At 47.1% G+C, this 12,042-nt stretch carries 13 protein-coding genes; 10 read left to right on the top strand and 3 right to left on the bottom strand.

Features of this window, described 5'->3' with window-relative positions; genetic code table 11:
- Nucleotides 1-159: 159 nt before the first annotated feature.
- Nucleotides 160-594, top strand: coding sequence for a hypothetical protein (locus ACY2RR_RS10320; RefSeq protein WP_490108063.1), 435 nt, complete (start codon nt 160-162; stop codon nt 592-594).
- Nucleotides 595-606: 12 nt separating this feature from the next.
- Here the strand turns inward: ACY2RR_RS10320 and ACY2RR_RS10315 are convergent, their stop codons facing one another.
- Together ACY2RR_RS10315 and ACY2RR_RS10310 are read right to left on the bottom strand one after the other, a co-directional pair.
- A complete protein-coding gene (locus tag ACY2RR_RS10315) occupies nt 607-798 on the bottom strand; it encodes a type II toxin-antitoxin system RelB/DinJ family antitoxin (protein ID WP_281646303.1) in 192 nt (63 codons plus the stop codon).
- Between the two features lie 119 nt (nt 799-917).
- On the bottom strand, nt 918-1,247 hold the full coding sequence (locus ACY2RR_RS10310) for a MarR family winged helix-turn-helix transcriptional regulator (RefSeq protein ID WP_281646304.1): 330 nt from the start codon (nt 1,245-1,247) through the stop codon (nt 918-920).
- 225 nt (nt 1,248-1,472) lie between these two features.
- Between ACY2RR_RS10310 and ACY2RR_RS10305 the strand changes: the two genes are divergently transcribed.
- Together ACY2RR_RS10305 and ACY2RR_RS10300 are read left to right on the top strand one after the other, a co-directional pair.
- On the top strand, nt 1,473-2,351 hold the full coding sequence (locus ACY2RR_RS10305; protein WP_490108062.1) for a c-type cytochrome: 879 nt from the start codon (nt 1,473-1,475) through the stop codon (nt 2,349-2,351).
- A gap of 215 nt (nt 2,352-2,566) precedes the next feature.
- A complete protein-coding gene (locus tag ACY2RR_RS10300) occupies nt 2,567-3,214 on the top strand; it encodes a hypothetical protein (protein ID WP_490108061.1) in 648 nt (215 codons plus the stop codon).
- A 2-nt stretch (nt 3,215-3,216) separates the two neighbouring features.
- On the opposite strand, the gene ACY2RR_RS10295 is transcribed toward ACY2RR_RS10300, so the two are convergent.
- Nucleotides 3,217-3,864: an N-acetyltransferase gene (locus ACY2RR_RS10295; RefSeq protein ID WP_490108060.1), complete on the bottom strand. Its 648-nt coding sequence runs from the start codon at nt 3,862-3,864 to the stop codon at nt 3,217-3,219.
- Nucleotides 3,865-4,027: 163 nt separating this feature from the next.
- Between ACY2RR_RS10295 and xthA the strand changes: the two genes are divergently transcribed.
- The 7 genes from xthA to ACY2RR_RS10260 all read left to right on the top strand — a co-directional run bounded on the left by xthA (nt 4,028) and on the right by ACY2RR_RS10260 (nt 12,028).
- The gene (gene xthA, locus ACY2RR_RS10290) at nt 4,028-4,834 is read left to right on the top strand and encodes an exodeoxyribonuclease III (protein WP_490108059.1); all 807 of its coding nucleotides are present in this window, start codon (nt 4,028-4,030) and stop codon (nt 4,832-4,834) included.
- A 162-nt stretch (nt 4,835-4,996) separates the two neighbouring features.
- Entirely contained in the window at nt 4,997-5,443 is a 447-nt protein-coding gene (locus ACY2RR_RS10285; protein ID WP_490108058.1) for a MerR family transcriptional regulator, read from the top strand.
- 4 nt (nt 5,444-5,447) lie between these two features.
- Complete coding sequence (locus ACY2RR_RS10280) at nt 5,448-6,611, top strand: isovaleryl-CoA dehydrogenase (protein ID WP_490108057.1); 1,164 nt, start codon at nt 5,448-5,450, stop codon at nt 6,609-6,611.
- A 42-nt stretch (nt 6,612-6,653) separates the two neighbouring features.
- On the top strand, nt 6,654-8,261 hold the full coding sequence (locus ACY2RR_RS10275; protein WP_490108056.1) for a carboxyl transferase domain-containing protein: 1,608 nt from the start codon (nt 6,654-6,656) through the stop codon (nt 8,259-8,261).
- A 16-nt stretch (nt 8,262-8,277) separates the two neighbouring features.
- Entirely contained in the window at nt 8,278-9,087 is an 810-nt protein-coding gene (locus tag ACY2RR_RS10270; RefSeq protein WP_490108055.1) for an enoyl-CoA hydratase-related protein, read from the top strand.
- Entirely contained in the window at nt 9,087-11,093 is a 2,007-nt protein-coding gene (locus ACY2RR_RS10265; RefSeq protein WP_490108054.1) for an ATP-binding protein, read from the top strand. The genes ACY2RR_RS10270 and ACY2RR_RS10265 overlap by 1 nt, the downstream gene beginning before the upstream one ends.
- On the top strand, nt 11,090-12,028 hold the full coding sequence (locus ACY2RR_RS10260; RefSeq protein ID WP_490108053.1) for a hydroxymethylglutaryl-CoA lyase: 939 nt from the start codon (nt 11,090-11,092) through the stop codon (nt 12,026-12,028). Before ACY2RR_RS10265 ends, ACY2RR_RS10260 begins: the two co-directional genes overlap by 4 nt.
- Nucleotides 12,029-12,042 lie beyond the last annotated feature (14 nt).

Raw genomic sequence — 12,042 nt, 5'->3', positions numbered from 1 at the left:
GAGGATTCATATACAACTGATGTCTAACTAGAGCTAAGTCATTGATATTTAACGCCTTGAACATCGTTTAGGACTTATGTTGGATAGCTGAATAGGGAACTTTTACATAGTCTGAGGGCATGAAAGCCACTAATAAAGGCTCATACAAGGAGAGTAGTTATGATCAGATTAGGAAAAGCCGTTGTCGCTGGTTTAAAGTCAGATAATATTGAAAATCTTATAAAGGATGCAGGAAATAGCCCAACAAGCAGAAAGGAGCGATTTGCCCATTGGGGGGTGGAAAAATTAAATAGCGCGAAAAAAACTTTAGGTTTGGAAAGCTCTGAAGAAACAACAGAAAGAGAAGAGAGAGAAGAAATAGGGCGTGCAAGTAAGAAATTGCAGCAGTTCTTTCTTGCTATAACAGTACCATTTATCTCAATTAAATTTCAGTATCGCGTAGCTAAAAATAGAGAAACAACAGGTGGTAGTTTTAAGCAAGCAGCCAAGAGGGTTTTCAACTCCTTTGAAAATAAAACTGGAATTGGGAGTGTGAGAACCTACAGAGGTGGTTTAAGTGATTTTGATCGCTACGTTTTGAGGCTTTATGTATAAAGTACCAAGGGATCAGTAAGACTGATCCCTTTTTTCTTCTTCCGGTATAACCACATCAAACGGTAAACCTTTTCGCAGCACAATCTGGCTGAAATAAAGATTAATCGCCTGGGATGTATTCAAGCCAAGTTGCTTAAGAACTTTTTCAGCATCCTGCTTCAATTCTTCACTGATACGTGCGCGAACAGTTGTTTCCTTAGCCATAGCGATTCCCGTACTTTAGGAGCAATATCTAATCTATTTTGCCATAACAGGTAAGAAAATCTATCACGGTTTTAGAAGGTGAGTTCTGAACCCCCGTAGAGAGGGTTCAGGAGGGAAAACTACTTAACGTTCTTAATCTGCTGCTTGAGTTTATCAACCAGCTTTTTGCCTTTAGGGCTAAGACTCAGGCGGAAATATCTACCATCATCCTCATGCTGCTGCTTCTTGAGCAGGCCAAGACCGGGACGGTCATGACGACCTTCTCCCAATCTCTTTACACTAACGGCGATATCACTGGGAGTACCACAAATAAGCTTTCCGTCATTAACAAGGTCGGTAATGGTTTCACCAGGGTTCTCCGCTACAACCAAAAGAATCTGCCATTGAATAATGGTCAGCGGCTGAGCCTGAAGAATACCGGTGAGTTTAATTAATCCTTTGAGTGTCATTTTTGAACCCTCTTTTGTTATTTCGTCTTCCTATGACTTTTTTACGGGTATGAGACAGCCAAAAACGACGAGGCTATTACCTGTTCTCTTTATAACCTGACGAAATCAAAACCAACTCCAATATCGCCATGGTTAAATATTAGACAGAAGCTGATCCAATATGCAAACAACTTGAATGAAAAAATGTGATTTATGTCGTACGACCATTTACTCGTGCTCATTTCTATGAATGAAATTTGGGGGTATCTATTGTTTTTAACTACATTATCGGGGGAATTATTGAAAATACTGATAATGAAGAAAGCGATAAAAAGACTAATAGGGGTGGTTACTTTTGTGCTTTGTTCTTTTGAAATCCAAGCACAAGAGACTCTGATATTCCGGGAACAAGGCTTTCAGCATAGTCTCAGCCTCGCAGATATACGCTCAAAGCTTACAAGTCATATTATTTCTATCTATGACCCATATTATCTAAAAGACAAAAAGTACAAAGCCTTTCGTTTAGATGAGATCTTGCGCTTTGGGTTTCAAAAACGGCCAAAGTCGTTAGAAAGTAATGATTCTGTCATATTCCACACACTAGACGGCTACAACCCGGCAATGGCGCTTAAACCGGTAAATATAAAAGGAGGCTGGGTAGCCATTGAAGATTTGAGCTGGCCCCAAGGATGGGAGCCAAGAGGTGGTACCACAGATCTTGGGCCATTTTATATTGTGTGGGAAGGAAAGGAACAGCGGCTGGAGGCTGGTTATCCATGGCCGGCCAAAACAACAGTTATTGAATTAGCCAGATTCGACAAGTCATACAGCAATCTTTGGCCTCGTGGAGTTGCTAGAGATTCCGGTATATATAAAGGATATGAATTGTTTCGTAGCCGATGCCTGGTTTGCCATGCACTGGATCGTCAAGGTGGTGATAAGGGGCCAGATTTGTTAGCTCCCAGGGCAATTGTTTCGTATAGATCCAAAGAGTTCCTCAAAGCTTATATAAAGAAGCCATCTGAGTACCGTTATACGAAAATGCCTGACAACCCAGATTTAAGTTATTTAGAAATTGAACACATAGTAGATTACCTGGAGCATCAGGCTGGCGTGCTCAGATAGCAGTTAAATGAGGACACTGATAGCAATACAATTAAGTGCGCATAATCTATATTATGTTAAATACAATAATTGTCGATAATAACCCTACGTATTCATCGCCCACTCTAACCCAGGCCTAAACAGCGAAAAGCTGCCCCCCGTCAGTCTTTTCAAGAACTTAAGTCTGTAGAATCACCTACATACCGTATCTCTCTAAGTGTGGAGTTCTCCATTCAATGAATTTGGCTGTATTCATTGGTGTTGCTGTTGTTTGCATTACCGCATTACTCGTTTTTTTCCTGAACAAGAAGAAACGAGACAAATCTTCCCAGGATAATGATCAGGCTTCCAGGCAATCACCCCAGGATATTGCGAAGCAAGCCTTGCACGCTGAAGCTATTGCTATAGAAACCGAAGCCAAAAACTGTGTAAGAGCGGTTTATTCTGGACAATCTCGTTCTCAGGAAGAATGGAGCAACCTGATCTTTTCCATAAAAGACCTGCAGTCGAAGATATCTAGTAGCCAGCTGATGATTACCGGGTATGGCCTGCACAGCCTGGATGTTCTGGCCAAACAGGCTCGGCACAGTGAAATGGTGAATAATTCCCTGCAATTCGTAGGGCGATTTATGGATGCCCCCCGAAACTTGGACTGGTATATCTCTGCCGTTCCCCAGCAGGAACTGAGTGATGAAAACGTCTCCAGATACGTAAAAAGAATTTCTCTCAGCGAATCACCCGATATCGAAAGCATGGAACGGGTCCAGTCGCCTTCCCTCGCTCTTTCAGGAAAAGATAAGAGTCGGGTGAGTGTGACCTGTTACCAAAGTCGACTTTTTAATGGTAAATATCTGATCGCCCAAAAGCTGAACTTTCGCCGATAACTCTATTCTTTTATGGCGGGGCGTGGGCGAAGCAATAATGTCTGCTGGTAATCGCCCTGCTCCACCTCTCCTGATATCTGGTACCCCATACCTTTAAAGAAAGGTAGCAATTCTTTGTTGCTCAAACTTAATACGCTTCCCGATGACTCCTGATCCAGATCACAGAGATCATGAACAGCGTTTAGCAATTTGCGGCCGAAGCCCAGATCACGGAATTCCGGATGAATACCAATAAGAGGCAACAGGTAGGAACGAGTCTCTGGCAAGGTATCGCGCAGACTTTGCTGGTATTCAAGATAATTCTCTGTACAGCTATATCCGATAGAAAGCATCATCCTGACACGCCACAACAACCGGTTGGTGACTTCTTCTGCTTTGTCACTGCTGGCAACAAAAGCCACACCAGTCAGGCGGTCACCAACCAGAAGGCCGATAATTGGCATGTTTTCAGTAAAATAGCTTGCAGCAAGTTCTCGGGTGCAGGCCCGGATTCGTTGAAGATACCCTTTCCTGTCAGATTCTAAGATACACTGAAACATCGGATCATCCCGATAGGCATGGTACAGGAGAGAGCGAATCTGGCGGCTCCATGATGAGTCTAAATATCGGGTAGAAAGGGTGCTATCTGCTTCAACGGTTGCAGTGGTCATTCAGATCTCCAGCCATTATTTGTTCTTTTTATTGTGGTACGGCTGACAGGAAAGCGCCTCTTCCCTGCTCTTCATCCAAGTTATCACGGTCTTTTGTTCTTGCCTACAGATGTCCTGTCCTGTTCAATCAGCCTGTTCATGACAGGTATCAGGTAAAAAGAAAATGAAGATTATCTCTTTTAACGCCAACAGTATCCGCATGCGGCTTCATCAACTTGAAGCCATGATAGAAAAACATCACCCCGATGTAATTGGTATCCAAGAAACCAAGGCGACTGACGCAGACTTTCCGGTTCAGGCTATAGAAGAACTTGGTTACCACGCCACATTTCATGGCCAGAAGACTCACTATGGTGTGGCAACTCTGACCAAAGAGAAGCCTGTCTCTGTGCAAAAAGGTTTTGAGGGGGAGCCGGAAGATGCTCAACGGCGAATGGTTATGGTTGATTTACCCTGGAACGGACAAACAGTAAAAGTCATCAACGGTTATTTCCCCCAGGGAGAAAATCGTGAGCATCCCGAAAAATTCCCGAACAAGGTTCGATTCTACGAGAACCTGCAAAGCTTTCTGGAGAAGAGCTGTTCCCCTGATCAACCGGTTATTGTGCTGGGTGATTTCAATATTTCTCCCGAAGACACTGATATTGGTATCGGGCCAGATAATGCCAAGCGTTGGATCAAAACAGGAAAATGCAGCTTTTTGCCAGAAGAGCGCGAGTGGTACCAAAAACTTCTAGGTTGGGGTTTAACTGACAGTTACCGTCATTTATATCCTGACGCTAATGACCTATTTAGCTGGTTTGATTATCGCTCCCGTGGTTTTGAACGTGAACCCAAACGAGGCCTGCGCATAGACCATATTCTGGTGACCAAGCCTTTATTGGAAAACTGTTCCGGTGCCGGTGTTGATTACGATATTCGCGGAATGGAAAAACCTTCGGATCACGCCCCGATCTGGGCGCAACTCTAAGCTTTCAAGCTTGATTATGCAGGCACATGGAGTTTTCTGTGTGCCTATAACTCTTTTCTTCCCTTTTTTTTCTTTTTAGGTTTACGTTTACGTAAAGGTAATTAGTGCATACAATGCCCTCATAAAAATTAATAACATCGTATTTCTTACAGGATTCGTCTTATGAGTTCTGATAAAAACCAGACTTACTCCATCTCAGATCTTGCCCGGGAGTTTGATGTCACCCCGCGCACCATTCGTTTTTACGAAGAGCAGGGTTTGCTTGCACCGACCCGCCGTGGACAGGTTCGCATCTACAGCCCCGGCGACAGGGTTAGACTGAAACTCATTCTTCGTGGAAAGCGCTTGGGCTTTACCCTGGAAGAGTCAAAAGCCCTGTTCGACCTTTATGACCCGGCCAGTGGTAATCGCCGGCAATTGAAGACCATGCTGGAAACCATCGAATCTCACAGAACCAATCTTGCTCAACAGCTCCATGATATTCAGGTCATGATGATTGAGCTGGATGAATCTGAAGCCCGCTGTAAACAGGCTTTAGAAGAGTTTTCTGAAACAACCTCAAGTACGACTGCCCCTATTAATAATAAAAACACGATCACAGAGGAATAAGTCCATGATTGCCATGAATGATCTGAACTTTGGGCTGGGTGAAACCATCGACATGTTCCGCGAGCAGGTTCGCCAGTTTGCGGAAGCCGAAATTGCTCCACGGGCTGCGGAAATCGATAAGGAAAACCGTTTCCCAATGGATCTCTGGAAAAAGTTTGGTGATATGGGCTTGCTCGGTATCACCGTGCCGGAAGAGTTTGGTGGTCTTGGCTTGGGTTACTTGGCACACGCTGTTGTTATGGAAGAGATCAGCCGGGCATCAGCCTCTGTCGCTCTGAGCTACGGTGCCCATTCAAACCTCTGTGTTAACCAGATTCGCCTTAACGGTACGGAAGAACAGAAGAAAAAATATCTTCCCGGCTTGGTAAGCGGTGATCAGGTTGGCGCTCTCGCAATGAGTGAACACAATGCCGGTTCTGATGTAGTCAGTATGGGGCTGCGTGCGGAAGATAAAGGCAATCACTTTGTGCTGAACGGCAGCAAAATGTGGATTACCAATGGTCCAGACGCTGATACTTATGTGATCTATGCCAAAACCTCCCCGGAAAAGAAAGCTCACGGTATTACTGCATTTATTGTTGAGCGTGATTTCCCCGGTTTCTCTCGCTCTCCTCATCTGGACAAACTAGGCATGCGAGGCTCCAACACCTGTGAGTTGGTGTTCGAAAATACTCCTGTGCCACGGGAAAATATTCTCGGAACTGAAGATGCGGGCGTAAAGGTTTTGATGAGCGGTCTGGACTACGAGCGAGTTGTTCTTTCCGCTGGCCCAACCGGCATTATGCTGGCCTGCATGGATGCAGTTCTTCCTTATATTCACGAACGCAAACAGTTCGGCCTGCCTATCGGTGAATTCCAGCTGGTACAGGGAAAGGTTGCTGATATGTACAGCAACATGAATGCCTGCCGCGCTTATCTGTACACCGTTGCCCGTGCCTGTGACCGTGGTGAAACCACCCGTAAAGATGCAGCGGGTGTCATTCTTTACTGTGCAGAAAAAGCCACGCAAATGGCGCTGGATGCTATCCAGCTGCTGGGCGGCAATGGCTACACCAACGAATATCCCACCGGCCGTTTACTGCGTGATGCCAAGCTTTATGAGATCGGCGCGGGTACCTCCGAAATTCGTCGCATGTTGATTGGTCGTGAGCTTTTCTCCGGAAAATAATCCGGAGTCAAATATAAGAAAATAACAGGAAAACAATAAGCTATGCCCGTTATTTCAAGAAAAATCAGCACGGCGTCGCCTGAATATATCAGTAACCGCGACGTTATGCTGGAGCAGATTGAAACCATCAATCAGCTTTCCAAAGTTATTACTGCCGGTGGCCCAAAAGCTTCTCGTGATCGTCATGAGTCCCGTGGCAAGTTGTTGCCTCGGGAACGTATCAGTGCCCTGCTGGACACTGGTTCACCTTTTCTCGAGCTGGGACGTTTTGCGGCGTACGACGTGTATGGGGAAGATGTTCCTGCCGCTGGTGTAGTGGCAGGTATTGGGCAAGTTTCTGGGCGCACCTGCATGATTGTGGCTAACGATGCCACGGTGAAAGGTGGAAGCTACTACCCTCTCACTGTAAAAAAACATTTGCGTGCACAGACTATTGCTGCAGAAAATCGTCTTCCCTGCATCTATCTGGTGGACTCCGGTGGTGCCAACCTGCCTCGGCAGGACGAGGTATTCCCGGATCGGGAACACTTTGGCCGGATTTTCTTTAATCAGGCCAACATGTCTTCTCGAGGTATTGCCCAGATAGCAGTGGTTATGGGTTCCTGTACAGCCGGTGGCGCTTATGTTCCAGCGATGGCGGATGAAAGTATTATTGTTCGCAATCAGGGCACTATTTTCCTCGCTGGTCCACCGCTGGTAAAAGCGGCAACAGGTGAAGAAGTGTCTGCTGAAGACCTGGGTGGCGCAGAGGTTCACGGTAAGGTATCTGGTGTTGTTGATTATATTGCTGAGAATGATCACCACGCTCTGCAGTTGGCTCGCCAGTCTGTTGCCCGGTTAAATACCGCCCCGCCTGCTCTGCCAGATAAGATCGAATCCCGTCCTCCCAAGTTGGATCCAGCTGAGCTCTGCGGTGTGGTTCCTGCCAGTCTTAAGACGCCTTACGACGTAAGGGAGGTGATCGGGCGTATTGTCGATAACTCAGAGCTGGATGAATTCAAAGCTAATTTCGGTACCACTTTGGTCACAGGTTTTGCCCGTATTCACGGCTATCCTGTGGGCATTATTGCCAACAACGGTATCCTGTTTTCTGAATCTGCACAGAAAGGTGCTCACTTTGTTGAGCTGTGCTGCCAACGCAAGATTCCTCTGATTTTCCTGCAAAATATTACCGGGTTTATGGTCGGTGCCCGCTACGAAGCCGGTGGTATTGCCAAACATGGTGCCAAGCTGGTGAATGCTGTGTCCTGCGCCAAGGTTCCGAAGTTAACAGTGATTATTGGTGGCAGCTTTGGCGCCGGTAACTATGGCATGTGTGGTCGTGCCTATGACCCTCGTTTCTTGTGGAGCTGGCCGAATGCTCGTATCTCTGTGATGGGTGGTGAGCAGGCCGCAGGTGTTATGACCATGGTGAAAAGCGCCTCTGCCATCAAGAAAGGTCAGGAGTGGACGGACGAACAAGATCAGCAGTGTCGCCAGGAAGTGATTGATGATTACGATCGTATGGGCAATCCACTGTACGCCAGTGCGCGGCTCTGGGACGACGGAATTATTGATCCCAGGGATACCCGGGAAGTTCTGGGTCTGAGTCTTGCAGCCGCACTGAATGCTCCAATTGAAGACACTCAGTTCGGTGTATTCCGAATGTAAGGGGCAGGAAACGATTATGACTTCTGAAACGAATACACTAGCTGTCCAGACTTCCATCAATCAAGGTGTTGCCAGACTGGTTTTGAACCGTGTTGAAAAGCGCAATGCCTTTGATGACAGCATGATTGCCACGATCTCTACAACCCTGAAACAGTGGCATAACGACAGCAGCATCCGTGCCCTGATGATTTCTGCCGCTGGCGACACTTTTTGTGCCGGAGCGGATCTTGGCTGGATGAAGCGCACTGCCAAGCTGAATTATGAAGCCAACCAGGCCGATGCCCAGGCTTTGGCAGAGATGATGCAACTGCTTGATACCTTCCCTGCTCCTGTTATCACCCTGGTTCAGGGTTCTGCCTTTGGTGGTGCTCTGGGCATTATCTGTACCAGCGATATTGTGCTGGCAACAACCGATGCCCGCTTCTGCCTGAGCGAAGTTAAGCTCGGGATTATTCCGGCAGTGATCAGCCCTTATGTAGTACGGGCTATGGGAGAGCGTAATGCTCGCCGCTATATGCTTACAGCTGAGTTGATCTCTTCAGAATCAGCATTGGCGATGAATATCGTGCACCAGCTGTTTGAAGAGCGCACTGATGCGGCGACAAAAGCAGAAAAAATCATTACCGCCATCAAGAACAATGGACCTGCTGCAACCAGAGCCTGCAAGCAGCTGATCAGTGATATTGCCGGGAAAGATATTGATTCGTCCCTGATGCAAATGACCAGTCATGCCATTGCCGAAATCCGCAATACCCTGGAAGGACAAGAAGGTTTGGGAGCTTTTCTGGAGAAACGTGCTCCCAACTGGCAGGAGACCAGCAACTGATGTCTACTCAAGCCTCAACTCAAACAAAAAAAATTAAAAAGCTGCTGATCGCCAACCGTGGCGAAATTGCCTGCCGGGTCATTCAAACAGCAAAAAAACTGGGTATAGAAACGGCAGTTGTCTGCTCTGAGCCAGATATGACGAGTCTGGCCGCCAATATGGCCGACCACAGCTTTTGTGTTGGCCCGGCAGAATCCAGCGCCAGCTATTTGAATCAACAGAAAATTATCCAGGTTGCCCAAGACTGGGGAGCTGATGCTATCCATCCAGGTTACGGGTTTCTTTCCGAGAATGCTGAGTTTTCCCAAAAGCTTGAGCAAAGCAATATTCTGTTTATTGGCCCACCTGCCAGCGCGATGGAAAGCATGGCTTCCAAAAGTGAAGCTAAGCGTTTGATGGAGCAGGCAAATGTTCCTCTTCTTTCCGGCTATCATGGGGAAGATCAGAATGATGAAACTCTAAGGAAAGCTGCGGAACATATCGGCTACCCGGTTATGCTGAAAGCTGCCGCCGGTGGCGGTGGTAAAGGTATGCGTATCGTTTCCACTCCCTCAGATTTCCAGGAAACTTTGGATGGTGCCCGTAGAGAAGCCGAGAAAGCTTTTGGCGATACCACCATGCTGGTTGAGAAATACCTTGCAGCACCAAGACATATCGAGGTGCAGATATTTTTCGATCAGCAAGGCCAGGGTGTTTACCTGTTTGACCGTGACTGCTCAATTCAGCGCCGTCATCAGAAAGTCGTTGAAGAAGCTCCTGCCCCAGGATTATCCGATGAACTTCGTAAGGCCATGGGAGAGGCCGCTGTTGCAGCCGGACAATCTATTGGTTACGTAGGCGCTGGTACCGTTGAGTTTCTGATGGATACTGACGGCAGTTTCTATTTTATGGAAATGAACACCCGCCTGCAGGTTGAGCACCCGGTGACTGAAATGGTGACTGGTCAGGACCTGGTTGAGTGGCAGATTCGGGTGGCAGAAGGTACTCCCCTGCCCTTATCTCAAGATGAACTGACTGTTGAAGGACACTCTCTTGAAGTTCGCCTTTATGCAGAAGAACCTGAACGGGAATTTTTGCCAGCAACTGGAACAATCGGCACGTTGAACTGGCCCGTTGCCCAGCCATGGCTGCGAGTAGAAACCGGTGTCAGGGCTGGTGATGAGATTACCACCTGGTATGACCCTATGGTCGCCAAGCTTGTAACCTGGGGTCATGATCGCCAACAGGCTACAGATCGCTTGATCTCAGCTTTGGAAAATACCCATCTGACAGGTTTAACCAGTAATCGTGACTTCCTGCTGCGAACCCTGAAACAGCCAGCTTTTTCTGAAACGCCGGATACTGGCTTTATTCCACGTCACCAATCCCAGCTGCTTTCTATTGATGAAGAAGAGCGTTCTCTGGCTATGGCGGCTGCAACACTGGCTGCAGATTCTTCAGAAGAATCTCAATCGCTTTGGCAACAAACCAGTGGTTGGAGATTGCTTGGTCAGAAACAGTGGTATCAATGTTGGTCTTGTGATGGTGAGCATTCCACCGTAACCGTGAGTTCACAAAGCGATAACTGGGAGTTAAAGGCTAACGGGCATCAGTTAGCTATTGAAAGCATTGAAATTTCAGATCAATGCGTAACTGTAACTTATCAGGGTAAAACCACGTCATTTGCAGTTTACCGAAGCTTTGATAATGCAGTTACTGTTATCGGCCCATCACTGACACTTCCTCTTTCTGAGCCCGATTACTCTGTAACAGAGGCCGATGAACATGATCTCACTGCGCCCATGAATGGCAGAGTGGTTACAGTGATGGTGTCCGATGGCCAGAGTGTTGAAGAAGGGGAAGCGTTAGTTGTTCTGGAAGCCATGAAAATGGAACAGACCATCCGGGCACCTCATAGTGGCATTATCGACCAGATTCTTCATCAAGCTGGCAGCCTTGTTGAAGAAGGCGCGGCTTTGCTGACTTTCTGCGATTCTGAAGAAGAATCACTGGAGCAAACAGCATGAGTGGCGCCGTCACTTTTTCCGCAGGCTCACACTTGCCTGAAAAGGTTACCCTTGTTGAGGTTGGTCCAAGAGATGGCCTGCAAGGGCAAAAGAAAGCTCTTTCCGTAGAACAGAGGGTTGAGCTGATTTCCGGGCTGGCAGACAGTGGCTTGACCCGTATTGAAGCTGGCAGTTTTGTAAACCCTGAACGTATCCCACCTATGCGGGATACCGACCAGGTTCTTAAGCAGCTGCCAGACAGTGACTCTGTAAGATATTGTGTTTTAACCCCCAACATGCGGGGGCTTGAAGATGCTCTTAAGGCCGGTGTTCAAGAAGTTGCTGTATTCACCGGAGCTTCGGAAACATTTACCCAGAAAAACATCCAGTGCTCTATTTCGGAGAGCATGGCGCGTTTCCAGCCTGTTGTTGAGAAGGCTTGTGCGGAAGGCGTTCTCGTAAGGGGCTATCTTTCCTGCACCATGGGTTGCCCTTATGAAGGCGAAATTGCTCTTGAATCAGTGGCATCTCTTACACGAGACCTTCATCAGATGGGCTGCTACGAAGTGTCTCTTGGAGACACGATTGGCGTTGGTAATCCAATCCGGGTTCGTAAACTGATTGAGAAAATTTCCAATCACTTGCCCGTTGAAGCTCTGGCGGCACATTTTCATGATACTTATGGTCAGGCTATGGCAAATCTTTATGCTGCAATGGAGTCTGGCATTACGGTCATCGACAGTGCTATTGCTGGCTTGGGTGGCTGCCCTTATGCCAAAGGTGCATCGGGTAATGTTGCAACGGAAGATGTTTTATTTATGCTGAATGGCCTTGGCATTGAATCAGGTGTTGAAATGGAGAAACTTCTTGATGTAAACAGCCGCATTTGCAACCAGAATAACTTCCCCAACTTCTCTCGTACTGCCCGCGCACTGTTAGCAGCCCGTGAGAAATAAAATCGCTTTTCGGT

The organism is Parendozoicomonas sp. 2304DJ65-17 (genome assembly GCF_058148445.1).
Note: the sequence above shows the minus strand (reverse complement) of the source record. Positions and strands in the feature narration are given on the sequence as shown.

Excerpts from the sequence above, each read along its gene's own strand:
- ACY2RR_RS10320 (WP_490108063.1), top strand. The coding sequence starts at position 160 with ATGATCAGATTAGGAAAAGCCGTTGTCGCTGGTTTAAAGTCAGATAAT.
- ACY2RR_RS10315 (WP_281646303.1), bottom strand. The coding sequence starts at position 798 with ATGGCTAAGGAAACAACTGTTCGCGCACGTATCAGTGAAGAATTGAAG.
- ACY2RR_RS10310 (WP_281646304.1), bottom strand. The coding sequence starts at position 1,247 with ATGACACTCAAAGGATTAATTAAACTCACCGGTATTCTTCAGGCTCAG.
- ACY2RR_RS10305 (WP_490108062.1), top strand. The coding sequence starts at position 1,473 with ATGAATGAAATTTGGGGGTATCTATTGTTTTTAACTACATTATCGGGG.
- ACY2RR_RS10300 (WP_490108061.1), top strand. The coding sequence starts at position 2,567 with ATGAATTTGGCTGTATTCATTGGTGTTGCTGTTGTTTGCATTACCGCA.
- ACY2RR_RS10295 (WP_490108060.1), bottom strand. The coding sequence starts at position 3,864 with ATGACCACTGCAACCGTTGAAGCAGATAGCACCCTTTCTACCCGATAT.
- xthA (WP_490108059.1), top strand. The coding sequence starts at position 4,028 with ATGAAGATTATCTCTTTTAACGCCAACAGTATCCGCATGCGGCTTCAT.
- ACY2RR_RS10285 (WP_490108058.1), top strand. The coding sequence starts at position 4,997 with ATGAGTTCTGATAAAAACCAGACTTACTCCATCTCAGATCTTGCCCGG.
- ACY2RR_RS10280 (WP_490108057.1), top strand. The coding sequence starts at position 5,448 with ATGATTGCCATGAATGATCTGAACTTTGGGCTGGGTGAAACCATCGAC.
- ACY2RR_RS10275 (WP_490108056.1), top strand. The coding sequence starts at position 6,654 with ATGCCCGTTATTTCAAGAAAAATCAGCACGGCGTCGCCTGAATATATC.
- ACY2RR_RS10270 (WP_490108055.1), top strand. The coding sequence starts at position 8,278 with ATGACTTCTGAAACGAATACACTAGCTGTCCAGACTTCCATCAATCAA.
- ACY2RR_RS10265 (WP_490108054.1), top strand. The coding sequence starts at position 9,087 with ATGTCTACTCAAGCCTCAACTCAAACAAAAAAAATTAAAAAGCTGCTG.
- ACY2RR_RS10260 (WP_490108053.1), top strand. The coding sequence starts at position 11,090 with ATGAGTGGCGCCGTCACTTTTTCCGCAGGCTCACACTTGCCTGAAAAG.